The 26,026-nt window shown below is 68.5% G+C and carries 20 protein-coding genes; 15 read left to right on the top strand and 5 right to left on the bottom strand.

Annotated elements, in window-relative coordinates; all coding sequences use genetic code 11:
- Nucleotides 1-10: 10 nt before the first annotated feature.
- Nucleotides 11-1,549 (bottom strand): methyl-accepting chemotaxis protein, encoded by a 1,539-nt coding sequence (locus AP428_RS32500; protein WP_011549841.1) that lies wholly within the window; start codon nt 1,547-1,549, stop codon nt 11-13.
- Nucleotides 1,550-1,735: 186 nt separating this feature from the next.
- Complete coding sequence (locus AP428_RS32495; protein ID WP_011549842.1) at nt 1,736-2,404, bottom strand: haloacid dehalogenase type II; 669 nt, start codon at nt 2,402-2,404, stop codon at nt 1,736-1,738.
- A 467-nt stretch (nt 2,405-2,871) separates the two neighbouring features.
- On the opposite strand from AP428_RS32495, the gene AP428_RS32490 reads away from it, so the two are divergent.
- The 9 genes from AP428_RS32490 to AP428_RS32450 all read left to right on the top strand — a co-directional run bounded on the left by AP428_RS32490 (nt 2,872) and on the right by AP428_RS32450 (nt 11,476).
- Nucleotides 2,872-3,732, top strand: coding sequence for a GNAT family N-acetyltransferase (locus AP428_RS32490; RefSeq protein WP_011549843.1), 861 nt, complete (start codon nt 2,872-2,874; stop codon nt 3,730-3,732).
- Between the two features lie 13 nt (nt 3,733-3,745).
- On the top strand, nt 3,746-4,672 hold the full coding sequence (locus AP428_RS32485) for a glyoxylate/hydroxypyruvate reductase A (protein WP_054928662.1): 927 nt from the start codon (nt 3,746-3,748) through the stop codon (nt 4,670-4,672).
- Nucleotides 4,673-4,836: 164 nt separating this feature from the next.
- Nucleotides 4,837-6,237: an aspartate aminotransferase family protein gene (locus tag AP428_RS32480; RefSeq protein WP_011549845.1), complete on the top strand. Its 1,401-nt coding sequence runs from the start codon at nt 4,837-4,839 to the stop codon at nt 6,235-6,237.
- A gap of 85 nt (nt 6,238-6,322) precedes the next feature.
- Complete coding sequence (locus AP428_RS32475) at nt 6,323-6,814, top strand: Lrp/AsnC family transcriptional regulator (protein WP_006749694.1); 492 nt, start codon at nt 6,323-6,325, stop codon at nt 6,812-6,814.
- A 104-nt stretch (nt 6,815-6,918) separates the two neighbouring features.
- A complete protein-coding gene (locus AP428_RS32470; protein ID WP_011549846.1) occupies nt 6,919-8,391 on the top strand; it encodes an NAD-dependent succinate-semialdehyde dehydrogenase in 1,473 nt (490 codons plus the stop codon).
- 132 nt (nt 8,392-8,523) lie between these two features.
- Nucleotides 8,524-9,120 carry a TetR/AcrR family transcriptional regulator gene (locus tag AP428_RS32465; RefSeq protein WP_011549847.1) on the top strand — a complete coding sequence of 199 codons (597 nt, stop codon included), beginning with the start codon at nt 8,524-8,526 and terminating at the stop codon, nt 9,118-9,120.
- Nucleotides 9,121-9,169: 49 nt separating this feature from the next.
- The gene (locus AP428_RS32460; RefSeq protein WP_011549848.1) at nt 9,170-10,651 is read left to right on the top strand and encodes an MFS transporter; all 1,482 of its coding nucleotides are present in this window, start codon (nt 9,170-9,172) and stop codon (nt 10,649-10,651) included.
- Nucleotides 10,652-10,721: 70 nt separating this feature from the next.
- Nucleotides 10,722-11,030, top strand: coding sequence for an EthD family reductase (locus AP428_RS32455; RefSeq protein ID WP_011549849.1), 309 nt, complete (start codon nt 10,722-10,724; stop codon nt 11,028-11,030).
- Between the two features lie 146 nt (nt 11,031-11,176).
- Nucleotides 11,177-11,476, top strand: a complete 300-nt coding sequence (locus AP428_RS32450; RefSeq protein ID WP_041489555.1) for a hypothetical protein — start codon at nt 11,177-11,179, stop codon at nt 11,474-11,476.
- Nucleotides 11,477-11,594: 118 nt separating this feature from the next.
- Here the strand turns inward: AP428_RS32450 and AP428_RS32445 are convergent, their stop codons facing one another.
- Nucleotides 11,595-13,070: an HD domain-containing phosphohydrolase gene (locus AP428_RS32445; protein ID WP_054928661.1), complete on the bottom strand. Its 1,476-nt coding sequence runs from the start codon at nt 13,068-13,070 to the stop codon at nt 11,595-11,597.
- A gap of 292 nt (nt 13,071-13,362) precedes the next feature.
- On the opposite strand from AP428_RS32445, the gene AP428_RS32440 reads away from it, so the two are divergent.
- On the top strand, nt 13,363-13,938 hold the full coding sequence (locus tag AP428_RS32440; RefSeq protein WP_011549852.1) for a DUF308 domain-containing protein: 576 nt from the start codon (nt 13,363-13,365) through the stop codon (nt 13,936-13,938).
- A gap of 105 nt (nt 13,939-14,043) precedes the next feature.
- On the opposite strand, the gene AP428_RS32435 is transcribed toward AP428_RS32440, so the two are convergent.
- Nucleotides 14,044-15,390, bottom strand: a complete 1,347-nt coding sequence (locus tag AP428_RS32435; protein WP_011549853.1) for an MFS transporter — start codon at nt 15,388-15,390, stop codon at nt 14,044-14,046.
- Nucleotides 15,391-15,688: 298 nt separating this feature from the next.
- Between AP428_RS32435 and AP428_RS32430 the strand changes: the two genes are divergently transcribed.
- From AP428_RS32430 to AP428_RS32420, 3 genes are all read left to right on the top strand, one after another.
- On the top strand, nt 15,689-16,726 hold the full coding sequence (locus AP428_RS32430) for a LacI family DNA-binding transcriptional regulator (protein ID WP_011549854.1): 1,038 nt from the start codon (nt 15,689-15,691) through the stop codon (nt 16,724-16,726).
- A 188-nt stretch (nt 16,727-16,914) separates the two neighbouring features.
- Nucleotides 16,915-18,696, top strand: coding sequence for an IlvD/Edd family dehydratase (locus AP428_RS32425; protein WP_011549855.1), 1,782 nt, complete (start codon nt 16,915-16,917; stop codon nt 18,694-18,696).
- Between the two features lie 32 nt (nt 18,697-18,728).
- On the top strand, nt 18,729-19,907 hold the full coding sequence (locus AP428_RS32420; RefSeq protein ID WP_054928660.1) for a fumarylacetoacetate hydrolase family protein: 1,179 nt from the start codon (nt 18,729-18,731) through the stop codon (nt 19,905-19,907).
- A 205-nt stretch (nt 19,908-20,112) separates the two neighbouring features.
- Here AP428_RS32420 and AP428_RS32415 read toward each other — a convergent pair whose 3' ends face one another.
- Entirely contained in the window at nt 20,113-21,930 is a 1,818-nt protein-coding gene (locus AP428_RS32415; protein ID WP_011695043.1) for a methyl-accepting chemotaxis protein, read from the bottom strand.
- A 350-nt stretch (nt 21,931-22,280) separates the two neighbouring features.
- Here AP428_RS32415 and AP428_RS32410 point away from each other — a divergent pair, with 350 nt between their 5' ends.
- Both AP428_RS32410 and AP428_RS32405 read left to right on the top strand, forming a co-directional pair.
- Nucleotides 22,281-23,867 (top strand): methyl-accepting chemotaxis protein, encoded by a 1,587-nt coding sequence (locus AP428_RS32410; protein WP_011549858.1) that lies wholly within the window; start codon nt 22,281-22,283, stop codon nt 23,865-23,867.
- Nucleotides 23,868-24,056: 189 nt separating this feature from the next.
- Nucleotides 24,057-26,018 carry a phosphatase PAP2 family protein gene (locus tag AP428_RS32405; protein WP_011695044.1) on the top strand — a complete coding sequence of 654 codons (1,962 nt, stop codon included), beginning with the start codon at nt 24,057-24,059 and terminating at the stop codon, nt 26,016-26,018.
- Nucleotides 26,019-26,026: the final 8 nt, after the last annotated feature.

Genomic DNA, 26,026 nt, shown 5'->3' with positions numbered 1-26,026 from the left:
CACGAAGCCGTCACGCAGCGAGCCGGAATACCGACACGGCGGCCCGCAGGCGCGCCGCCTGCTCGTCCAGCGACGATGCGGCGGCGGCCGCCTGCTCGACGAGCGCGGCGTTCTGCTGGGTGACTTCGTCCATTTGCGCGACCGCCAGCCCGATCTGTTCGATACCGGTGCTTTGCTCGACCGATGCCGCCGAAATCTCGCCCATGATGTCGGCCACCCGGTCGATCGACCGGACGATCTCCGTCATGCGCTCACCGGCCGTCTCGACGAGCCGGCTGCCGCTGCCGGCCCGCTCGACCGACGCGTCGATCAATCCCTTGATGTCCTTCGCGGCCGCGGCGCTGCGTTGCGCGAGCGAGCGGACTTCCGATGCGACGACGGCGAACCCGCGCCCCTCCTCGCCGGCCCGCGCGGCTTCCACCGCGGCGTTGAGCGCCAGGATGTTGGTCTGGAATGCGATGCTTTCGATGACGACGGTAATGTCGGCGATCCGCACCGATCCATCCGAGATCTGCCGCATCGTTTCGACGACCGCCTGCACGGCGGCGCCGCCCAGTTCGGTCGCATCCTTCGCCTGGGTCACGAGCGCATTCGCCTGGCGTGCGTTGTCGGCGTTCTGTTTGACCGTGGACGTCATCTGCTCCATGCTGGCGGCCGTCTCCTGCAGCGACGCGGCCTGCTGCTCCGTGCGCTGCGACAGATCCAGGTTGCCTTGCGCGATCTCGCCGGTGCCGGTGGCGATCGAGTGGGTCGTGGTCTGGATTTCGGCGATGGTGTCGGTCAGCCGCGCCTTCATGTCGCCCAGCGCGACGAGCAGGCTGCCGGGCGCGGCATGCGCCGTATCGAACTGCACGTCCAGTTCGCCGGCGGCGATGCGGGCCGCGATCTGCGCCGCCTGCGCGGGCTCGCCGCCCAGCGTGCGCCTGACGCTGCGCAGCACACCCCATGCAATCGCCGCGAGCGCCGCGGCAATGACGAGCGTGACGACGCCCAGCACCGTCGCGAGCCGGGTAAACGCCGCATTGATGTCATCGTAGAAGAATCCCGTGCCGATCCACCAGTCCCAGTCCGGAATCGCGACCACGCCCTGCAGCTTCGGCTCGAGGTCCGCGTCGGGGCTGCGCTTGATCAGCACGTCGACGAGCGCGAAATGCGCCTGCGCCATGCCCGCGCGGTACGCCTCGCTGTCGGTCATGCCGCTGGTCGTGCGGTTGCCCTTCGCGCGCGTGCCGATGAACTTCGCGTTCGGATGGACGAGGTTGACGCCGTCGGACGTCGTGACCCAGAAGTAGCTCTTCGAATTCGCGTTGAGCGCCGCCAGCGCGGCCTTGGCCTGCTGCTGCGCCTGCTCCTGCGTGAGCGTGCCGCTCGTCTGCATCGCGCGATACGAATCGACCAGGTGCTCGGCCTTGGTCAGCAGAATGACGATCTCTTCGCGGCGGCTGTCGATCAGCGCGTCGCGCAGCGTGTGCAGCGACAACGCGGCGAGCAGGACGATACCGAGCAGCGCCGCGACGACGAGCATCAGCAGTTTGGTGGACAACTTCATGCGGGGGCCTCGCAATATTAACCGTTCGGTACATATATCGGCCTGGGCAGCCCGGCCTTGAACGATTCAATATCGGTAATTACCCTCGCTCCGTGCGCTGATCGAACGCGCGCCGGGACGCGACGCGACGGGCCCCGGCGGCCTCGCGGCCGCGTCCCGTCACGTCATGGCGATCGACGAACCGGCTTACAGCCCCAGCTGCGTCGCGAGCTGGCCGATGTCCGACACTTCGTAATAGTTGTAGAACGGCGTGCCCGGCTCGTGGCCGCGGTTCACGAACGCCTTGTGCTTGATCCCCAGATCCTCGGCCGTCATCAGGTCGTAGCGCAGGCTCGACGATACGTGCAGCACGTCCTCGGGCTTGCAGCCGAGCTTGTCGAACATGTATTCGAAGCCCTGCATCCGCGGCTTGTACGATTGCGCCTGCTGCGCGGTGAACACCGCATGGAACGGCGCGCCGAGCTTGTCGACGTTGCTCATGATCTGCTCGTCCATCGCGTTCGACAGGATCACGAGCTTGTACTTCGACGCCAGCCGCGACAGCCCGGCCGGCACGTCCGGATGCGGGCCCCAGGTCGGCACCGCATGATAGAAAAGCTCGGCCTCGGCTTCGTCGAACGTCACGCCGAGTCGCGCACAGGTGCGGCGGACCGAGTTGACGACGACGTCGCGGTACGGCTTCCACGCGCCGAGCACCTCGTCGAGCCGATAGGCGGCGAACGCGCGCACGAAGGCCTCCATCGTGGCCGGCGACAGCCGGTCCGCGTAGATTTCGCGCGCCGTCTCGGCCATCCGGAAATGGGTCAGCGTGCCGTAGCAGTCGAAGGTGATGTACTTCGGTTCAAACTGGATCATGGTCGGGTCCTGTCGGTGTGAAGCCCCGGCAGGGCCGGGGATGGGCTGGGTTCAACGAAATTGAATCAGGGCAAAAAGTCGTTCGCGCATCGTTCGGCGCCGCTCAAAACGCAGAATCGCCGCGTGTTGCCTGGCGCATGCAGCACGATCTGCGGTGCGATCGGGCGTGGCGCCGCGGCGCCGGCCAATGAGCGCCGCGCCACCGCGGCGGGCGCGCCTGCCGGTGCGGCCCTTCGGCAGGCGGCAGCGCCGCCGTGCATGCATCGTAGAGGCATTCCCACAGCAGGAGTGGCCGGATTGGCCGGCCGCGCCGGCACGATCCGCGCGTTCGTGCGCGCCGATCATGCGGGTTTGCATCGATCGTGCGCGAGCGGCCGCCGCACCTCGAAAACAGGCGAATCGTCCTATCCGCGCCGCACCCGCGCTGGCAGAGTCGACCTGTCATTTCCACCCATCCGGAGTCCGGCGTGTCCGACCTCAATCCTTCCCGCACGCTTACCTATCGCCCGTTCACCGAAACGGACCTGCCCGCTGCGCATCGTCTGTCGGAAGCCGTCAAGTGGCCGCACCGCATCGACGACTGGCGCTTCGCGTTCCAGCTCGGCGGCGGCTTCGTCGCCGAGGATGAATCCGGCGTCGTCGGCACCGCGCTCGGCTGGCGCTTCGACGACGCGCATGCGTCCCTCGGCATGGTGATCGTGTCGCCCGAGCGCCAGGGCTGCGGCATCGGCCGCGAGCTGATGACCCGCGTGGTCGACAGCCTCGGTGAGCGGACCGTGTTTTTGCATGCGACGCCGTCCGGCGAACCGCTCTACGCGAAGTTCGGCTTCGCAGCGATCGGCACGGTCGATCAGCACCAGGGCGCCGCGTTCCAGCCGCCGCTGATCTCGCTGCCGCCCGGCGAGCGGCTGCGCCCGCTCGGCACCAACGACGGGCCGCGCCTCGCCGCGCTCGCATCGCGCGCGGCCGGCTACGAGCGCGGCGCGGTGATCGACGCGCTGCTCGACGTCGCGAACGGCATCGCGCTCGATCGCGACGGCGAGCTGCTCGGCTTCGCGCTGTTCCGCCGCTTCGGCCGCGGCCACGTGATCGGCCCGGTGGTCGCGCCCGATGCGCTGCGCGCTCAGGCGCTGATCAGCCACTGGCTCGCGCTGCACGAGGGCATGTTCGTGCGGCTGGACGTGCCGGGCGACAGCGGGCTGTCCGACTGGCTGCAGGGGCTCGGGCTGCCGCGCGTCGACACCGTCGTCGCGATGGCGCGCGGCACGCAGCCGGCCCGCGACCCGGCGCTGCGCCCGTTCGCGATCGTGAACCAGGCGCTCGGTTGAGGGGGCGCGCACGATGAGCTTTCTCTACAAGGCCGACCCGGTGCGGGGCGCGCAGTGGGCGGCGCGCTTCGCGCAACAGGCGCCCGATCTGCCGTTCCGGATCTGGCCGGACCTCGGCGACGCCGCAGCCGTCCGCTATCTCGCCGCATGGCAGCCGCCGGACGATCCGGTCGCGCTGCTGCCGAATCTCGAGGTCGTGTTCTCGGTCGGCGCCGGCATCGACCAGTTCGACCTGTCGCGCGTGCCTTCGCACATCCCCGTCGTGCGGATGATCGAGCCGGGCATCGTCGAAGGGATGGTCGAATACGTGACGCAGGCCGTGCTGACGATTCATCGCGACCTGTTCGACTATGCGGCGCAGCAGCGCGACCAGGTGTGGCGCGAGCATCCCGTGCGCGCGGCCGCATCGCGGCGCGTCGGCGTGCTCGGGCTCGGCACGCTCGGCCAGGCCGTGCTCGACACGCTGCGGCGCTTCGGTTTCCCGTGCGCCGGCTGGAGCCGCACGCCGCGCACGCTCGACGGCGTCGACTGCTACGCGGGCGATGCGGCGCTCGACGCGTTCCTCGCCCGCACCGACATCCTGATCTGCCTGCTGCCGCTCACCGACAGCACGCGCGGCCTGCTCGGCGCGCGCGTGTTCGACGCGCTGCCGGCCGGTGCATCGCTGGTGCAGGTCGGGCGCGGCCCGCAGCTGGATTCGGCGGCGCTGCTCGCGGCGCTCGCGAGCGTCCGCCTCGACAGCGCGATCCTCGACGTGACGGACCCCGAACCGCTGCCGCCCGGCCATCCGTTCTGGACGCACCCGCGCATTCGCATCACGCCGCACATCGCCAGCGCGACGCGGCCCGACACCGCGGTCGACGCGGTGCTCGCGAACCTCGCGCGCCATCGCGCGGGCCAGCCGATGATCGGCGTCGTCGACCGCACGCGCGGCTACTGACCTGCTGCGCGCCCCGGCCCGCCGGGCGCGCAGCAGAAAATGCCGAAGCGCCCCGTGCAAACGCCGCGCGCATACGTTTCGGGCCGCAAATTGAAGACGCATGCGGAATTCTCGCCCGTTAGCATGAACTCACCGCTGACACCTGACGAGAGTCCCGCCTTCCCATGAACCAAGCCGCGCTGATCGAAGCCGATCGTCAACACCTGATCCATCCCGTCGTCAATTACCGTGCGCACGAAGCGCGCGGCGTCACCGTGCTGGAATCCGCGGACGGCGTGTTCCTGCGCGACGCCGCCGGTCACACGCTGCTCGACGCGTTCTCGGGCCTGTGGTGCGTGAACGTCGGCTACGGCCGCGACAGCATCGTGAAGGCCGCCGCCGACCAGATGGCGAAGCTGCCCTACGCGACCGGTTATTTCCATTTCGGCTCGCAGCCGGCGATCGAGCTCGCCGAACGGCTCGCCGCGCTCGCGCCGCCGTCGCTGAACCGCGTGTACTTCACGCTCGGCGGCTCGGACGCGGTCGATTCCGCGGTGCGCTTCATCACGCACTATTTCAACGCGACCGGCCGCCCGTCGAAAAAGCAGATGATCGCGCTGGAGCGCGGCTATCACGGCTCGTCGTCGTTCGGCGCCGGCCTCACCGCGCTGCCGGCGTTCCACCGCCATTTCGACCTGCCGCGCGCGGACCAGCACCATATTCCGTCGCCCTACCCGTACCGCCATCCGCTCGGCGACGATCCGCAGGCGCTGATCGCCGCGTCGGTCGCCGCACTCGAAGCGAAGGTCGCCGAACTCGGCGCGGACAACGTCGCCGCGTTCTTCTGCGAGCCGGTACAAGGCTCGGGCGGCGTGATCGTGCCGCCGGCCGGCTGGCTGAAGGCGATGCGCGACGCGTGCCGGCGCCTCGGCATCCTGTTCGTCGCCGACGAGGTGATCACCGGCTTCGGCCGCACCGGCCCGCTGTTCGCCTGCGAGGCCGAACAGGTCGACCCCGACCTGATGACCGTCGCGAAGGGATTGACCGCCGGCTATGCGCCGATGGGCGCGGTGCTGATGTCCGACGAAATCTACGAAGGAATCGCTGGCGACCGCGCCGATGCGCCCGTGGTCGGCCACGGCCATACGTATTCCGCGCATCCGGTGAGCGCGGCGATCGGCCTCGAGGTGCTGAAGCTCTATCACGAAGGCGGGCTGCTCGCGAACGGCCAGGCGCTCGCGCCGCGCTTCGCCGCGGGGCTCGATGCGCTGCGCGCGCATCCGCTCGTCGGCGACGCCCGCTCGGTCGGCCTGCTCGGCGCGCTCGAACTGGTAGCCGACAAGGCGCACAAGACGCGCTTCGACGCTGCGCTGAACGTGCCGGACAAGATCGCGGCCGCCGCGTACGCGAACGGTGTGGTGTTCCGCGCGTTCGGCGATGGCGTGCTCGGCTTCGCGCCGGCGCTGAGTTTCACCGCGGGCGAGTTCGACCTGCTGTTCGAACGCGTGCGCAAGACGCTCGACGACGTGCTGGCCGATTCGGGCGTGCAGCGCGCGCTCGACGCCGCGCACGCGCAGCCGGCCTGACTGGCCAAGGGAAAGCCGGGCTTGTGGCCGCCATCGTTCGACTCTAAAGTAACCGGACATTCCATTTTTGCCTTCTCACGTGAACATGACGGACAGCAAGCTGGATCGCATCGACCTGCGCATCCTCTCCCAGTTGCAGAAGCGCGGCCGCATGACCAACGTCGAGCTGGCCGATGCGGTCGGGCTGTCGCCCAGTCCATGCCTGATCCGCGTGAAGCGGCTCGAGAAGGCCGGTTACATCGGCGGCTACGGCGCGCACATCCAGCTCGAGAAACTCGGCGACGTGCAGGTCGTGTTTACCGAGGTCACGCTGGCCGACCATCGGCGCGAGGATTTCGACCGCTTCGTCGCGGCGATCCGCAACGTCGACGAGATCGTCGAATGCCACCTCGCGAGCGGCGGCTACGACTACCTGCTGAAGTTCATCACGCGCAGCGTGAGCCATTACCAGACGATCGTCGAAGGGCTGCTCGAGCAGAACATCGGCATCGAGAAGTATTTCAGTTACGTGATCATCAAGTCGCCGTTCGTCAAACGGCACTACCCGCTCGAATCGCTGTTCGGCGAACGTCACTGACACCCGGTGTGCGTCATCCCGTCACGCGGCAGCCCGCTGCCCGCGCGGGGGGAGTCGCGCCTGCTCCGTCGTCGTTGTCGAACCGCTTCATTCAAGGACCTGTCATGCCGCTTACGCTGTCCCGAACCGAACTCGTTCGCACCGCCAACCTGATCGACGGCGCCTGGCGCGATGCGCTCGACGGCCGCCGCTTCGCCGTCACCGATCCCGCCACGCTCGAGACCGTTGCCCACGCACCCGACAGCGGCGCCGCCGACGCGCGCGCGGCGACCGACGCGGCGGCCCGCGCGCTGCCTGCGTGGCGCGCGACGCCCGCGCGCGAACGCGCCGCGATCCTGCGTGCCTGGCATGCGGCGATCGTCGCGCACACCGACGATCTCGCGAAGCTGATGTCGCGCGAACAGGGCAAGCCGCTTGCCGAAGCGCGCGGCGAAGTCGCGTACGGTGCATCGTACGTGCTGTGGTTCGCCGAGGAAGCGACGCGCACGTACGGCGACCTGATCCCGCAGCAGCAGCGCGGCAAGCGGTTGAGCGCGGTGAAGGAGCCGATCGGCGTCGTCGCGGCAATCACGCCGTGGAATTTCCCGCTCGCGATGATCGCGCGCAAGATCGCACCCGCGCTCGCGGCCGGCTGCACGGTGGTCGCGAAGCCGGCGGAGGACACGCCGCTGACCGCGCTCGCGCTCGCGTTGCTCGCGCAGGAAGCCGGCGTGCCGGCCGGTGTGCTGAACCTGATCACCGCGTCGCGCGAACGCGGCATCGACGCGGCGGCCGACTGGCTCGCCGACGGCCGCGTGCGCAAGATCACGTTCACCGGCTCGACGCCCGTCGGCAAGCTGCTCGCGCGCGAATCGGCGGCGACGTTGAAGAAGCTGTCGCTGGAGCTCGGCGGCAATGCGCCGTTCATCGTGTTCGACGACGCCGAGCTCGATGCCGCGGTCGACGGGCTGATGGCCGCCAAGTTCCGCAACGGCGGGCAGACCTGCGTATCGCCGAACCGCGTGTACGTGCAGGCCGGCGTCTACGACGCGTTCGCCGCGAAGCTCGCCGCACGCGTCGCCGCGTTGAAGGTCGCGCCGGCGACCGACCCGGCCGCGCAGATCGGCCCGATGATCAACGCGCGCGCGGTCGACAAGATCGCGCGCCACGTCGGCGATGCCGTCGAACGCGGCGCACGCGTGCTCGCGGGCGGCAAGCGCCTGACCGAGCTCGGCGCGAACTACTACGCGCCGACGGTGCTCGCCGACGCCACCGCCGACATGCAGCTCACTTGCGAGGAAACCTTCGGCCCGGTCGCCGCGCTGTTTCGCTTCGATACGGAGGACGAAGCGGTCGACGCCGCGAACGACACGCCGTTCGGGCTCGCCGCGTATTTCTACACGCAGGACGTGCGGCGCATCGCGCGCGTGTCGGCGCGGCTCGAAACGGGCATCGTCGGCATCAACGAAGGCGCGCTCGCGAGCGAGGCCGCGCCGTTCGGCGGCGTGAAGGAATCGGGCTATGGTCGCGAAGGTTCGCGCTATGGGCTCGACGATTATCTGTCGATCAAGTACCTGTGCCAGGGCGGGCTCGACTGAACGGATGAATCCGGGCCGTCCGCGAGGACGGCCGTCGCCGTGTCCGGTCAAGCTACGCGCATTGACATCGGAACCGATCGGTCCATATAATGAATCCAACTTCAGGCACCGCATCGTTTGCGAAACCGATCAATGGCAAATCCGGCTGGCGTGGGCCGTCCGCGCGAATTCGAACTGGGCGATGCCGCGCGCGACGCGATGGACGTTTTCTGGGATCGTGGCTATGAGGGCGCGTCCCTGCCCGACCTGATCGCCGGCACCGGCTTGTCGCGCGGCAGTCTCTACAAGGCATTCGGCGACAAGAAGGCGCTGCTGCTGGCGGCGCTCGACCTGTATATGGCCGACGGGCTCAAGGCGACCGCCGACATCCTGTCGCAACCCGGCCCCGTGAAGGACGCCATTCGCGACTCGCTGTTGCGCTATGCCCGGCTGTCCATTGGCGAGGCCGGCCGGCGCGGCTGTCTCGCGGTCGCGATGACCACCGAGCTGGCCGCGCGCGATGCCGATGTCGCGGAACGCACCGGGCGCATGTTCCGGCGCCTGCAGCAGCTCTATGCGGGCGCGATCGTCCGCGGCCAGGCGAGCGGCGAGATCCCCGAGCAGGACGAACAGGTGCTGGCGCGTTTGCTCGTCTGCCAGGTCGAGGGCATGCGCGTGCTGGGGAAAACCGGCGTCCCCGAGCACGACATGCTTGCGCTGGTCGACCGCACGATGCGCATCCTCGACTGATATTTTTTACCCAATTTGGAACCGATTGGTTCCGTATGGAGAGCCATCCATGTCACGGAATGACCCCGTATCACCCGACCCGCGTCGCTGGGCCATGTTTTCGGTCCTGCTCGTCGGCGCGTTCCTGCCGCCGCTGGATTTCTTCATCGTCAATGTCGCCCTGCCGTCGATTCGCGCGGAACTGGGCGCCTCGTCGTCGGCCGAGCAACTCGTCATTTCGTCGTATGCGGGCCTGTACGCGGTGACGCTGATCACCGGCGGACGATTGGGCGACCTGTTCGGCCGCGGGCGCGTGTTTTTCCTCGGCTTGATCGGCTTTGCGATCGCCTCGACGCTGTGCGGCCTCGCGAGTTCGCCGTGGACGCTCATCGTCGGCCGCGCGTTGCAGGGCGTGACGGCCGCGATCATGGCGCCGCAGGCGCTCGCGTCGATCCAGGCGATCTTTCCCGAATCGGAAAAGCCGCTCGCGCTCAGCCTGTACGGCGCGGTATTCGGCCTCGCCGCCGTGGTCGGGCAGGCGCTGGGCGGGATCCTGATCTCGCTGAATCTGTTGAACCTCGGCTGGCGCACGATCTTCCTCGTCAACCTGCCGCTGGCGATTCTGGTCGTCCTGTTCGGGATTCCGCTGCTGAAGGAAACGCGTGCACAGCATGCGCGCAAGCTCGACCTCGGCGGCACCGCGCTATCGATGCTGACACTGGGCGCGCTGATCGTGCCGCTGATCGAGGGGCGCGAAGCGAGCTGGCCGGCATGGGCATGGGTGTCGCTGCTCGCGGTGCCGGCCCTCGCGTGGGGCTTCTGGCGCTACGAGCGCCGGCTGGGCAGCCGCGGCGGCGCACCGCTGCTCGACCCGACCGCGCTCCGAGCCCCGGGGCTGGGCCGGGCGTTGCTGATCGCGCTGCTGCTGTACTCGATCGGCACGTTCTTCCTGCTGTTCTCCGTGTATCTGCAGAATGCATTGCACGTCGACGCGCTGAGCGCGGGCCTCGTGTTCCTGCCGTTCGGCGTGGGGTTCCTGCTCGGCCCGCTGTCGACGCCTGTCTGCTCGCGTGTCATCGGCGCTTACGTCAATCCGTTCGGCATGAGCCTGGAGATCGTCGGGCTCGTCGGCCTCGCGTGGTTGATCGACGTCACGCCGGTCGGGATGCCGCTCACTGCCGTGCCGCTCACCGTCGTTCTCTTCGTCATCGGTTTCGGACAAGGCCTCGCGCTGCCGACCCTGATGCGCATGGTGACGGGGCGCGTCGCACCGGCGCTGTCCGGCATGATCGCCGGCATCGTCAGCTCGACGCTGCAGGTCAGCACGTCGCTCAGCGTGGCGATCATCGGCGGAATTTTCTATACGGTGCTCGGCACGCGCCAGGACCCGGCGGCCATCGCGCATGCGTTCATCGTCGCACTCCTGTCGATCTCGTCGTTCCTCGCCATCGGCGCCGCGCTGGGCCTCTCGCTCGCTCGTGCACCCGCCGCGCCCCCCTCGCTGCCGGCCGCTGCCCGGCCGACCTTCGGCCCGGCGCGCAAACGGCCGTGATCGCCCGTCATCGCCAGTCGTCTCCCGTATCGACATTCGCCGCCGTAGCAGTCCGACCTGGAGGTCATTCATGTTTTTCGTCGTTTCCTATCGCCGAGCCGCGGGCACGCGGTTCGATTCCCGTTACTACGTCGAGCAGCACATTCCGCTGGTGGAAAAATCCTGGAAACCGTACGGACTCGAATACGTCGACGCTTTCTTCCCGGCACGTGAGGATAGCGAACTGATCGTCGTGGCGATGTGCCGCTTCAAGGACAGCACGACATTGGACGCCGCGCTCGCGTCCGCGGAGACGGCTCACGTCATGGCCGATATCGATGCGTTCACCGATATCGAACCCGATCGGCACATCGCGGATATGTTCTCGCGCATGTCGTAGCGGCGGTCACGCGGTAACGGCGATCGCGCGCCGCCACGCATCGGTTCCGGCGAGCGCCATCGGTCACTTGTCCGATGGCGCCGCGAGCGATCGGGTGTCAGGATAGGCAACGTCACGCGACTACCCGAACCGGGAGGATGACTGCAATGTCGGTACGTCAGCTGTTCATCGTCGAACTGGCGAGCGGCCTGCCCCGCGCGTTCGGCGTGCTCGCTATCCTGTCGGGACTATTTCGGATCGGCATCGCGGTGCGTCGCGGCAAGCACGCCGGCACGCCGTCGCGAACGATCCCGGATGGGGCGCGAACGGCGCTGGCCGGCGCGCTGCTTTCCTGCGAAGCCGTCGGCGCCGTCTACTTCGCGATCGCGACGTTGGGGTACGGCTGGGCCGACACCGACGCAACGGCCCCGGATCGCCGGAAACGGGTGAGCGACTGGCCGTCTTGAACGGCACGACCGCCATTTCCGACAAGCGGGACAAACCACTGCACGGACGGAGTGTCAAAGGCCGCGCAGGCCGGGCCGTCCTTCCGCGCACGAAGGCGAATCCGCAGCGCGGAGCGCGTCACAGCAACCCCAGCGCCGACGCCTTGAGGGTCGCCGCGGCACGCGTCGAACATTCGAGCTTGCGGAACGCCTTCTCGACATGGGTTCGCACCGTGCTCGGACTCATCGCGAGCGCCTGCGCGACTTGTTTGTTGCTCGCGCCGCGGGAGATCGCCCGCAGGACGTCGACTTCCCGTGCGGACAGGCGCGGGCCAGCGGGCGACGGGCGCGTGGCGGTGCGCCGAAGCAAGGGCGCGCCACCCGTCACGAGCGCGGCCACCGCTTCGCCGCACAGCCGGCCGCACGCCGCTTCTTCCTGCAACTGGCCAGCGGCCGCGGCATCGCTCAGCGCCGCGCGCCACGGACGCGCCGAGCGCAACGCGACCCACGCCAGCGACGCCGCCAGCACGCGCGCCTCCAGCGTCAACGCCGCCTCGCGCGCGCCGCGAAAATAACCCGAGCCGTCCAGCCGTTCATAGGCATACGACGCGAGCACCGCGGCTTCGCCGAGCGCGCCGGTCTGCCGGCCGGCGCGCTCGGTCCAGTACGGCACGAGCCGCACCTTTTCCCAGGCGCTGGCAGGCAGCCGCGTCGGCAGATTCCACACGTCGTTCGGCACCGCGGCCCGACCGATGCCATGAATCAGTCCGGCGCGGTACACGCGTTCGCGCGCCGCCTCGTCCGGCGAGAGACGGCCGTAACACGCGGCCGCCGTCGCGGCGACCGAACGCGAAAAACCCGTCATCCACGGCAGTTTCAGATCGATGACGTCCGCAATCAATTCCGCGGACGTCGCGCCCTGCATGTCCGGTGTGGCCAATGCGGCGTCCAGGTCGGCGGGCGCCATGTGCTCGAGCGCCGCCAGCCAGCGCGGCGCCTCACGCGCAGCCGTCTCGACGAGCATGGCCGGGTAGCGTGACCCCGCGCGTTGCCCGATCAGTTCGACGGCCCGTTCGATGCCGTACGTGCGGCTGAACACGTCGAGGTCGCCCGCGAGCGCGACGATCGACACGGCGGGCGGCACCTGTTCGTGCACGAGCCGGGCGGGCAGCCCGTTACCGTCCCAGGTTTCGAAGATATGCCGCAGCGCGGTTTCCGTCGCGCTGGACAGACCGAGTATTCGCGCCACCTCGCCCGAGACTTCGCAATGGATCTGTGCGAGCGGGATCAGCGCGACGCCCGCCCCGCCGATCGCTTCGGCGATGCCGGGCCGGCCCTCGAGCATCGCGGCGCGGATCGCGACGTCGTCGCCGAATACCTGCGCGAAACCCGCCGCGTTCGCCGTGCAGCCCGACCAGCGCAACAGCGCCACTTCGCGCGCCGTGTCGCACACCGATGCGTCGAATCGTGCCGCATGGGCGAGCTGCGCCGCCAGCCAGCCGGTGCGCGGCGAATGGTCGGTCGGCTGGCCCATGCTGAGGTCGCCGATGAAGGCCAGCGCGCGTACGGCGTCGAATATGCGCAGCGGGGCGTGACGGGCTTGGGCGTCGGACATCGGGCGGGGCCGGGACGTTTGCAAGGATGGGAAAACGATCATACGCGACGGCGTCGCGGCGTGCATGAGCATGAGCATCGGGGCTCGGGGTTCGCCGCGGCCGGCCCGGCGCGAAGTCCCCCCGCCTCGGTGCAGGCAACCGGAGGACGTCGCCATCGGACATCTGACCGATAGCGGCAAGGCCGGGCGATTGCGATACTCGGCGCACTGGAGATCCGGGCGGCACCGCATCCGCATGGCGGAAGCCCTGCATGCCGGCCGGAACGACGATTCAATGTACGAAGGAGTGCAAATGGCTGACCGCTACCCCGAATTTCGTCCCCCTGCCGACGAACAATGGCTGAAACGGTACTACTTTTCCCGGGCGATATTCTCGCTGATCTGGGTCGCGCTGGCGTTTGCCGTCGGCCGGCAGAGCGCGGCCGGCGCGGCGGTCCTGCTGGTCGTTTATCCGGCCTGGGATGCGCTCGCCAATTTCGTCGACCTGTCCCGTAGCGGCGGGATGGCGGCAAACCGCACGCAGGCAGTCAACGTCGCGATCAGCGCCGTCACGACGCTGGCGGTATTTCCGGCGCTGAATGCGGGCATGCATGCGGTGCTCACGGTGTTCGGCGTCTGGGCGATTCTCTCCGGCGTGCTGCAGCTCGGCACCGCCGTGCGACGCTGGAAGCTTGCCGGCGCACAGTGGGTGATGATCCTGAGCGGTGCGCAATCGGCACTGGCCGGCCTGTTCTTCATCGTCCAAAGCCATGCGCCGATGCCGCCCGCGATCGTCAAGATCGCGGGCTACGCGGGAGTCGGTGCGCTTTATTTCCTGATATCCGCGATTTGGTTGCAGGTGCGAGGGATGCGACGCAGCGTGTCGTGAGCGCCCGGATGCGATGCCGTAGCCAGCGGTGTCGTGCCGGCCACTCTCCGCGTGGCGCATCCGTTGTACCGGCCTCGCACCGCGACCTGGCGTCGTGCGAATGCCCTACCGCCCCACCGGCGGCTGCAGGATGTCGCGCGGAATCGCCGCGATCAGCACGCAACTGACCAGCAGGCACGCGCCCAGTGCGTAGGTCCCGTTGTTGATGTTGCCGGTCATTTGCTTGGCGACGCCGGTGATCATCGAGCCCGTGAAGCCGGACAGGTTACCCACCGAGTTGATCAGCGCAATGCCGGCGGCCGCGGCCGTGCCGGACAGGATTTGCCCCGGAAAGGTCCAGTAGATCGGCATCAGCGCGAGGATGCCGCACGTGGCGATGGTCAGGAATACGATCGACAGCGCCACGTTGTGGGCGAACGCCGCGCTCAGGATCAGGAAGACGCCGCCGATCAGCGCGGGAATCGCCGCATGCAGGCGGCGCTCGCCGGTCCTGCGCGAGTGCGAGGCGTTCCACACCATCGCGAAGATGGCGGTCAGGTACGGAATGGCCGTCAGCACACCGATATGCAGCGGGCTCTGCACGCCCGACGCGCGGATGATCGACGGCAGCCAGAACGCCAGCCCGTAGAAGCCGGTATTGAAGGTCAGCAGGATGAAGGTGAGCAGCCAGACGCGCGGGCTGCGCAGCGCGGCGCCGATGCTGTGCGACTTGTGCGCGGCCTCGGCTTCGAGGTTGCGCGACAGCACCGCCTTTTCGTCGGCGGACAGCCACTTCGCCGACTGCGGGCCGTCGCCCAGGCACGCCAGCACGATGAACGCCACGACGATCGACGGCAGCCCTTCGAGCAGCAGCATCCATTGCCAGCCGCTCATGCCCGACAAGCCGTGCGTCTGCTCCATCAGCCAGCCGGACAGCACGCTGCCCAGCGTCAGGCTCAGCGGGATCGCGACCAGGAAGCCCGACATCGCCACGCTCTGGCGCCGCGCCGGGAACCAGTAGTTCATGTACAGGATGACGCCCGGGAAAAATCCCGCTTCGCACAGCCCCAGCAGAAAGCGCAGCGTGTAGAACATCGTGGTCGTCTGCACGTGGAAGAACTGCGCGAGCGGCACGATGAACGCCATCGACGACGACACGATGCCCCACGTGATCATGATCCGTGCGATCCAGAAGCGCGCGCCGTAGCGGTGCAGCAACAGGTTGCTGGGCATCTCGAACAGGAAATAGCCCCAGAAGAAGATGCTGGCGCCGAGCGCATAGACGCCGTCGCTCAGGCTCAGGTCGTCGAGCATCTGCAGCTTGGCGAAGCCCACGTTGACGCGGTCCAGGTAGGCCACGACGTAGCAGAGCAGCAGCAACGGCAGGATGCGCCGCATGACCTTGCGATAAAGGGCGTCTTCGGACGAGTCGGCCGCGGCCGGTGCGGCAGCGGCCTGCGTGAGGGATGGCATCGGTCTGTCTCCTGTTTATGTCGATCTTCTTCGTACCGGCGAGTGCGTTTGACGCATCGATGTTACCGATAACATCCGGTGGCAAAAAAAAGCCGGCGAGGCGACGGGAGCGATCAGCACGTTGATACCGGTAACAAAATCGAAGGTAGCACGTCGCGACAGGCACGTACAAGTGTCGCCGGACGCGTGGTTTCCCTAGTACGGCCCTCACCGCGACGGGCACGCCGCGACCGTGCCTGGACGATATGCCGCACCGGTATGATGTAGCCTTTCCGGCTCTCTCCCGATCGCGATTCCGATGCCCAGCCCCACCGCCGTCCGGCCCGCCGGGCCGCCCCGCATGTCCGACGTAGCGCGCCTTGCCGGCGTATCGAAGATGACGGTATCGCGCGTGCTCGCGGGCCACAGCGTGGCCGCCGAGACGCGTGCACGGGTCTGCGAGGCCATCGACCGGCTCGGCTACGTGGCGGATGCCGCCGCGGGCGCGCTGTCGTCGGGGCGCTCGGAATTCGTCGCGGTACTGGTGCCGTCGCTGTCGAGCTCCAACTTCTCGGACACCGTGCGCGGCCTGACCGATGCGCTCGAACCGCACGGCCTGCAACTGCTGCTCGGCGACACCGACTACGACCTCGAACGTGAAGAACGGCTGGTCCGTTCGATGCTGCGGCACCAGCCGCGTTGCATCGCGCTGACGGGGTCGCAGCACACCGACGCGACGCGCAAGGTATTGGAGCGCTCCGCGATTCCCGTGGTCGAGATGTGGGACCTGCCCACGCACCCGATCGACACCGCCGTGGGCTTCTCGAACGTGCGGGCCGCCCGTGCGATGGTGCGTCATCTGGCCGAGCGCGGTTACCGGCGCATCGGCTTTCTCGTCGGCGCGAGCGAACTGGATCGCCGCGGCTTGGACCGGCTCAAGGGCTACCAGGCGGAGATCAAGGCGCTCGGGCTGGGCAAACCGCGCGTCGTGCGGCTCGGCGAATCGCCGATCACGATGAGCCACGGCGGGCCGGCGATGGCGGCGCTGCTGGAGCGCTGGCCGGACACCGACGCGGTGATGTGCGTGAGCGACATGTCGGCGTTCGGCGCGATCATGGAATGTCACCGGCGCGGGCTGTCAGTGCCTGCCGACATCGCAGTGGCGGGCTTCGGGAACTTCGAAGTGGCGACCTGCTGCCACCCGACCATCACGACCGTGTCGGTCGACGCGTACGGCATCGGGCTGCGCACGGGCGAGGCGTTGCTGGCGGTGCTGCAAGCCCGTGACGGCGGCGAGCCGACCGAGTCGAAAAGCATCCGGATCGACTACACGATCATCGCGCGGGAAAGCGCCTGACGGGCCGACGGCCGGGCGTGCGCCGACGCGCGACATGCGCGGCCTCCCATCGGCCCCCTGGCCTGCATCTGCGCCACGCGCACACGAAATCCCTTCCGCTACGCAAAAAACCCGTGCTAACATCCCATCGATGTTACCGGTACCATCCGGCATGCAAAATCAAGAAGGCCCTTCGGAGACAGCCTGCCATGTCACACACCCCTCGCCGTCTGCGCAGCCAGGAATGGTTCGACGATCCCGCGCACGCAGACATGACCGCGCTCTATGTCGAGCGCTTCATGAACTACGGGTTGACGCGCGAGGAACTGCAATCGGGCCGCCCCGTCATCGGCATCGCGCAGACGGGCAGCGACCTGGCGCCATGCAACCGCCACCACATCGAGCTGGCCGAACGCACGAAGGCCGGCATCCGCGATGCGGGCGGCATTCCGATGGAGTTCCCCGTGCATCCGCTGGCCGAGCAAAGCCGCCGGCCCACCGCCGCACTCGACCGTAATCTCGCGTACCTCGGGCTGGTGGAAGTGCTGCACGGCTTTCCGCTGGACGGCGTGGTACTGACGACCGGCTGCGACAAGACCACGCCGGCCTGCCTGATGGCCGCGGCGACCGTCGACCTGCCCGCGATCGTGCTGTCGGGCGGCCCGATGCTCGACGGCTGGCATGAGGGCAAGCGGGTCGGCTCGGGCACGGTGATCTGGCATGCACGCAACCTGCTGGCCGCCGGCGAGATCGACTACGAAGGCTTCATGCAGCTGACCACGGCTTCATCGCCGTCGATCGGCCACTGCAACACGATGGGCACCGCGCTGTCGATGAACAGCCTGGCCGAGGCGCTGGGCATGTCGTTGCCGGGCTGCGCGAGCATTCCCGCCGCGTACCGCGAGCGCGGCCAGATGGCTTACGCGACCGGCAAGCGCGCGGTCGAGCTCGTTCGCGAAGACCTGCGCCCGTCGACGATCATGACGCGCGCGGCGTTCGAGAATGCGATCGTCGTGGCCTCCGCGCTCGGCGCATCGACCAACTGCCCGCCGCACCTGATCGCGATTGCGCGCCACATGGGCGTCGAGCTGAGCCTGGACGACTGGCAGCGTTTCGGTGAAGCCGTGCCGCTGCTCGTCAACTGCATGCCGGCCGGCGAATACCTCGGCGAAAGCTTCCACCGCGCCGGCGGCGTGCCCGCCGTGCTGCGCCAGCTCGATGCGGCGGGGCTGTTGCGACGCGACTGCCTGACCGTGTCGGGCCGCGCGATCGGCGAGATCGCCGACACCGCGCAGGACGCCGACCGCGACGTGATCCGTACGCCCGACGCGCCGCTCAAGCATGGCGCCGGCTTCATGGTGCTGTCGGGCAACTTCTTCGACAGCGCGATCATGAAGATGTCGGTGGTGGGCGACGCGTTCCGCCGGACCTACCTTTCCGAGCCGGGCGCGGAGAACACGTTCGAGGCCCGCGCGATCGTGTTCGACGGCCCCGAGGACTACCACGCCCGCATCAACGATCCCGCGCTGAACATCGACGAGCGCTGCATCCTCGTGATCCGCGGCTGCGGCACGGTCGGCTACCCGGGCAGTTCCGAAGTCGTGAACATGGCGCCGCCCGCCGAGCTGGTGAAGCGCGGCGTGACGTCGCTGCCGTGCCTGGGCGACGGCCGCCAGAGCGGCACGTCGGCCAGCCCGTCGATCCTCAACGTGTCGCCGGAAGCGGCAGTGGGGGGCGGCCTCGCGCTGCTGCGCACGAACGACCGCGTGCGCGTGGACCTGAACCGCCGCAGCGTCGACGTGCTCGTCGACGAGGACGAACTCGCGCGCCGCCGCGAGACCGCAAGCTTCACCGTGCCGCAGGCGCAAACGCCGTGGCAGGAACTCTATCGCCGCTTCGTCGGCCAGCTGTCCACCGGCGGCTGCCTCGAACCGGCCACGTTGTACCTGAAGGTAATCGAGCAGCGCGGCAACCCGCGCCATTCGCATTGACCCCACCGCCTCCGACTCTTGCCGAGCTGACCATGCGTACTCCTTCCGTTTCCGATTGCCTGCCGCACGACCTCGACCACGCGCTGCTGATCGGCCGCGTCTGGCGGCACGACGGCGCCCACGCGGGCCCGAGCGTCGTCGCCGTGCGCGGCGGCGAAGTGTTCGACATCACGCGCACCGTGCCGACCACCGCGGACCTGTTCGACCGGCCCGACGCAGTCGCGCTCGCGCGCACCGCTTCCGGCGAATCGCTCGGCCGCGTCGAGCCGCTGCTGCAGGCGGCGCTCGACGGCACGCCGGGTGCCACGCACTTGCTCGCGCCGTGCGACGTGCAGGCCGTCAAGGCGTGCGGCGTGACCTTTGCGGTCAGCCTGATCGAGCGCGTGATCGAGGAACAGGCCGGCGGCGATCCGGCCAAAGCACGGGAGGTACGCGACACCATCGCCGCGACCATCGGCACCGACCTGTCGAAGATCGTGCCCGGCTCGGAAGCCGCGCTGCGCCTGAAGGCGGAACTCGAGCGCCGCGGCGCGTGGTCGCAATACATGGAAGTCGGCATCGGCCCGGATGCCGAGGTGTTCTCCAAGGCGCAGCCGATGTCCGCGGTCGGTTTCGGCGCGGACGTCGGGCTGTTGCCCGTGTCGGTGTGGAACAACCCGGAACCGGAGATCGTGCTGGCGGTCGCCGGCGACGGCAGGCCGGTGGGCGCGACGCTCGGCAACGACGTGAACCTGCGCGACATCGAAGGCCGCTCGGCGCTGCTGCTCGGCAAATGCAAGGACAACAACGGCTCGTGCGCGATCGGCCCGTTCGTGAGGCTGTTCGATGACGGCTTCACGCTCGACAGCGTGCGGGCATGCAGCGTGTCGCTGCGCGTCGAAGGCGCGGACGACGGCTTCGTGCTCGACGGCATCAGCCACATGCGCGAGATCAGCCGCGACCCGGCCGACCTCGTCGCGCAGACCTGCGGCGCGCATCACCAGTATCCGGACGGCTTCATGCTGTTCCTCGGCACGATGTTCTCGCCGATCCAGGATCGCGACGCGCCCGGCGGCGGATTCACGCATCACCTGGGCGACCGCGTGACGATCTCCACGCCCGCGCTCGGCGCGCTCGTCAACACCGTGCGGCTTTGCACGGAGATCGCGCCGTGGACCTTCGGCGTGCGTGCGCTGTATGCGAATCTGGCTGCACGCGGGCTGCTGGCCTGACCGGAACGACGGCGATACGGCCTCCCCACCCGCGATCGATTGCAGTCAGCTGCGGCGTGGGCGGCGCACCCGCGGATCGGCGCAGGATAGAGGCGCGATCCGGCCCGCCGTCGGCGGGCATGCAGCCGGCCGGCTTCGCGGCCGCGTGCTGCTCCGCCGGCCTCTCGCAGGAAACCGGGGCCTGCCCGCCCCGTCAAGCCGCCCGTCACGCCGGCACCGCACGCTCCGCCAGCTTGAACTCCCCGACCGTCTGCGCGAGCCGCGCCGCCTGCTCGCGCAGCGACGTCGCGGCCGCCGCCGATTGCTCGACGAGCGCCGCGTTCTGCTGCGTCGTATCGTCGAGCTGCGACACCGCCTGATTCACCTGCTCGAGCCCCGTGCTCTGCTCCTTCGCGGCGACGCTGATTTCGGCGATCACGCTGGTGATGTTGCGCACGCCGTCGACGATTTCGTCCATCGTCGCCCCGGCCGTCTGGACCAGCCCGGAGCCGCCCTCGATCTTCTCGACCGACGAATGGATCAGCTGCTTGATTTCCCGCGCGGCCTGCGCGCTGCGCTGCGCGAGCGCACGCACCTCCCCGGCGACGACCGCGAAGCCGCGGCCGTGCTCGTTCGCGCGGGCCGCCTCGACGGCGGCGTTCAACGCGAGAATGTTGGTCTGGAACGCGATGCCGTCGATCACGCCGACGATGTTGGCGATCTCTGCCGACGCCTGCGTGATGTCGCTCATCGTCGACACGACTTCGCGCACGACCGTGCCGCCCCGCAGCGCGACATCCGACGCCGATTCCGCCAGACGGTTCACCTGGCTCGCCGCATCGGCCGAATTGCGGGCCGTGCCGGCGATCTCCTCGAGCGCGGCGGCCGTTTCCTGGAGGCTCGACGCCGCGTGTTCGGTGCGGGCCGACAGATCCTGATTGCCCTGGGCGATCTCGGCGCTCGCGAGGTTGACGGACGTGCTGAACGCGCGGATCTGCAGCAGGATCGCGCTGATCTTCTCGGCGAATGCGTTGAACGCCCGCGCGATCTGCGCGGCTTCGTCCGTGCCGTCGGCAGGCAGGCGCTTCGTCAGGTCGCCGCTGCCGCTCGATACGTCCGTGAGCGCATCGCGCACCATCAGGATGCGCTTGAAGGCCGCGTTCGTCATCGCGCCGACGAGCGCGGCCGCGATGATGGCGACGATCACGATCGCCAGCAGCGTCGTCGTCGCGACCGCGCGCATGCCGGCCGTCACGTCGCCCTTGTCGAGCGCGAGTACCAGCGACCAGTCGGTGCCGACGATCGGTTGCGCGCGCATCAATTTGGCGGCGCCGTCGATGTCGACTGCGACGGGTGCGGATGCCGTCTGCAGCGCGCCGAGGTGGTCGGCATCGAGTTCCGGCGAGAGACCGGTGGCCGGCTTCATGATCAGGTCGGTCTTGGCCGACGCGATCACGCGGCCGCCCTTGTCCACCAGGAATGCAAAGCTCGCCGGGGTCGGGTGAACGGAAGTCACGATCGAGCTCACGTTCTCCATGAACAGGCTGGCTGCCAGCACGCCCTTCACCGCGCCGTCGCGCACCACGGGCACCGCGAACGCCACGGCCGGCCTGCCGCTCGTCGCATCGCGATAGAGCGCCGTCACGACCAGACGGCCCGCGCCGACGGCCTGCTTGTACCAGGGCCGCGCGGTCGGATCGTAGCCGGGCGCGAGCGGCACGTTGGAAAACGCCGTCTTGTCCGGCAGGCCGAGCGTCAGCACCTCGAAGCCGCCCGACTTGCCGAGCAGCTTCAATGCCGGCACCGGGTCGCCCTCGCCGATCGCGATCGTGTCCGCGAGCGCCTGGGTTTCGCGCGCGCGGCTGGCCACCCATTCGTCGATCGCGAGCGCATGCCCGGCGAGGATCGACTTGTGATTCTGGTCGATGGCCTCGTCGTTGTGGGTCTTGACGACGTAATAGACCAGCCCCCCGGTTACGGCCAGCGCCGTCACTACGATGGCGACACACGTCGCCAGTATCCGTGCGCGAATTGATGACAGCATGATGACTTCGGTCTCCGTTACCGCGTGATTGAACTGGATCGGTGAACAGGCTGATCCTGATCCATTTAACGGCACCGGGGGCGGGAAGTTGAGCGACGCCGGAAGGACGGCGACCGAAACGGGCACGCAGAGGGCGACACGGCACGCTATCGCGAGGAGCGCACGGGCCTGGGGCGTCGTGCGGAAAACGGCGCCGTTCGCCCGTTCGTCGTGACAAATGCGGATCGCGGCCGGATTTTTTTGACGACATGCAACACGCAAACGATTGCCCCGGGGAGCGATCCTAAATTGTTCATTCACCGTTCCGATAATGAGGAAAGCTATTTGATATCAACCACTGGACTTTTCCCATGAATGATCGACGGTTAACGGTTCGTACGAAGCTGCTGATGGCTTTCGCACTGCTTACGTGCATGGTCGTGCTCGTCTCCCTCCTCGGCATCGTCTCGCTCGGCAACGCGAACGCGGCATTCGACGACTATGTCAACGGCACCAACGCCCGTGCGACCCTGGCGGACAAGATCCGCTTCGCGGTCGACCGGCGCGCGATCGCCGCCCGCAACCAGGTGCTCGCGGCCAGCCCGCGCGACGCGGACCTCGAGAAGGAGGCCGCACTGCAGGCCGACCGCGAAGTCGGCGCGCTGATGGGCGAACTGACGAATGCGGTCCGCGAGGGAAGCGGCGCGTCCGACAAGTCTCGCGAACTGGTTCGGCAAATCGGGGCGGTCGAGGCGCAGTACGGCCCGGTGGCGCGCGCCATCGTCGACGCAGCGGCGAACAACCGGCGCGACCAGGCGATCACGATGATCAACGAACAGTGCCGACCGCTGCTGGCCCAGCTCGTCGCGGCCACCGACGCGTATGCGACGTACACGCGGTTGCGGGCCGGCCAACTGGTGAAGGAATCGGACGATCGCTATACCTCGCGACGGCTCATGCTGATCGCGATCTGCATCGCCGCCGCCGCGGCCGCCGCGATCTCGGGCCTCTTCATCACCCGCGGCCTGCTGCGCGCACTGGGCACGGAGCCCGCCGCGCTCAGCGAGATCGCCGGCCATATCGCCGCCGGCAACCTCGCCGCCGAATCCACGACCGGCGCCGCGCCGACCGGCAGCGTGCTGGCTTCCATGCGGGACATGCAGGCGAACCTGATTCGCCTGATCTCGGAAGTCCGTACCGCATCGGGCAACGTCGCGACCGGGGCCGGCGAAATCGCGTCCGGCAACCAGGATCTCTCCTCCCGCACGGAACAGCAGGCGGCCTCGTTGCAGGAGACCGCGTCGAGCATGGAGCAGTTGACGTCCACCGTGCGCCTGAACGCCGACAACGCGCAGCAGGCGAGCGGCCTGGCCAACAATGCATCGGAGGTCGCCCAGCGCGGCAGCACGGCGGTCGGCCTGATGGTCGACACGATGACGGACATCAGCGCGAGCTCCGCCAAGATCGCCGAGATCACCGGCATCATCGAAGGAATCGCATTCCAGACCAACATTCTCGCGCTCAACGCAGCTGTCGAGGCCGCCCGCGCCGGCGAACAGGGCCGCGGCTTCGCGGTGGTGGCAAGCGAAGTCAGGAGTCTGGCGCAGCGTTCGTCGAGCGCCGCGAAGGAAATTCGCGAACTGATCTCGCAATCGGTCCAGAAAATCCAGGATGGCTCGCATATCGCGAACAACGCGGGCGATACGATGAGCCAGGTCACGCATGCGATCTCGCGCGTGACCGACATCATGGGCGAGATCGCCGCGGCGTCGAGCGAGCAGAGCCGCGGCATCGAGCAGGTCAATCTGGCCATCACGCAAATGGACGAAGTCACGCAGCAGAATGCGGCACTCGTCGAGCAGGCCGCCGCCGCATCGAAGTCGCTCGAGGAACAGGGAAACCGGCTTGCCGAGGCCGTCTCGCTGTTCCGGCTGGACACGCGCACGGCCGGCGCGTAGGCCGGCGCCCGCCGCCCTGTATCGATGACGGACGCCATGGATTCCGGCGTCCGTCATGTTAAGCATCGGAAATTAACCAGATAGTGGGAATTTTCGCCGGCCGCGTACGACGCGAAACAATTCCGTAACGACCGCGTAACGATCGCTCACCACAATCCTCCATCTTCTACCATCAGGATGGAGTCTTGCATGTTTGCGTCACGAAGCCGTTTCCCGCTGCACGTCGCGGCATTGTCGAGTGCGATCGTACTGGCTGCCTGCGGCGGCGGCGACGACGTCACGTCGACCGGCACGATCGCCGCGGCCGTTCCCGCGCCGCCCGCCGACCCCGGCTTCGTCGACAGCGCGCCGATCCCGAGCGCACCCGCTTTCGTCGACAACGTCGCGACCAACCAGCGCGGCGATGCGCGCTATGCGACGCTGTCGACCAACGCCGCGGTGCGCGTGTTGAGCCGTTTCCTCGATCTGTGGCAGCCGGCGACGATGCTGGTCGACGCGGGCGTGAGCGCGCCGGCGAACGGCGCGTTCCCGGCCATCTCGCCGTCGACGTGCTCCGGACTGCCGAACAGCGGCGTGCCGTGCGGCACGATCCTGAACGATGCGGTGCTGTCGGCCAACGTGCAGTACGTGATCAACGCGACGACCGCGCGTACGCCGCAACAGGCCGATGCCGCGTACTACGACGACCGGCGCGGCAAGGGATACAGCGTGACCGACGGCATGGGCCCGCTCACCGCCGCGTGGCGCACCGCGGCCCAGCAGACGACCAGCATCACCAGCGTGCCCGCCGATGCGACGACCGTGCTGTACAACGATTCCGGCAACAACGTCGGCGTCGGCAGCAGCAGCGGCAACGCCAGCTTCGGCAAGGTCGTCGACCTGCTCAACGAAATGGGCAACAACGCGTCGACCGAGCCGTCGAAGCGCTTCTTCAAATACGCGCGCCCGTACCGCTGGAGCACGAGTGTGGTCGTCGCGCCGACGCTCGTGCCGGCCGAAAGCACGACGCCCGCGACCGACGGCGGCTTCGTCAGCGGCCACACGGCCGAGGCTGTGCGCGATGCGACGACGATGGCGTGGCTCGTGCCGGAACGCTTCCAGGAAATGCTCAGCCGCGGCCTCGAACTGGGCGAGAACCGGATTCTCGCCGGCATGCATTCGCCGCTCGACGTGATCGGCGGGCGCATGCTCGCGCTGGCCCTCAGCGCAGCGAACCTGACCGCGTACGCCAGCGACGCGCAGGCCGCCTACACGCAAGCGCATCAGACGCTGCAGCAACTGACCGGAACGAGCGCCACGACCTTCTCCGCATTCGCGCACTCGGGCACGACGGCCACCGACCGGTTCGCCGACTACACGGCGAACAAGACCGCGTTCCTGCGCCGCATGACCTTCGGCTTCGGCGCGATCGAATCGACGAACGCACCGCCGGTCGTGCCTAAGGGCGCGGAGATCCTGCTGCAGACGCGCTTCCCGTACCTGAGCGCCGACCAGCGGCGCGTCGTGCTGAAGACGACCGAGCTGCCGTCCGGCTATCCGGTCATGGACGACGCGGAAGGCTGGGGGCGCCTGAACCTGTTCGCGGCGGCCGACGGCTACGGCGCGTTCAACGGCAACGTGATCGTGTCGATGGATGCGTCGCAGGGCGGGCTCAATGCCGCCGACCTGTGGCGCAACGACGTCGCGGGCGCCGGCAAGCTGACGCTGCAAGGCAGCGGCACGCTGACGCTGGCAGGCAACAACGCCTACACGGGCGGCACGCAGGTGAGCGGCGGCACGCTGGCGGCCGCGTCCGCGACGGCGTTCGGCAAAGGCGACGTGTACGTCGGCCCGGGCGGCAGCGTGCGAATCGCGGCCGCCGCGCCGGTGACGATCGCGACCCGCTACACGCAGCTCGACAACACGACGCTCGAACTCGACATCGACGGCAACGGCGGCGGGCGGCTGCGCGTGGGCGGGCCGCTCACCGTCGCGGGCGGCACGCTGCACGTGAAGTTCGTGAACGGCTACGCGCCGAAGGCCGGCGATACCATCGCGCTGATCGACGGCGCGGCGGCGGCCGCGAAGTTCACGACGGTGACGGTCGACGGGTTCAAGGCCACGCCGGTGTACACCGCGACGGGCGTGTCGATCACGTTGTCGGCGGCATAACCGGCGCG

The sequence above is a fragment of the Burkholderia sp. E168m22 genome, from assembly GCF_001319805.1.
In the GTDB taxonomy this organism is placed as follows: Bacteria; Pseudomonadota; Gammaproteobacteria; order Burkholderiales; family Burkholderiaceae; genus Burkholderia; species Burkholderia orbicola.
The sequence above is the reverse complement of the archived record's forward strand: the minus strand, read 5'-3'. Positions and strand labels throughout refer to the sequence as shown.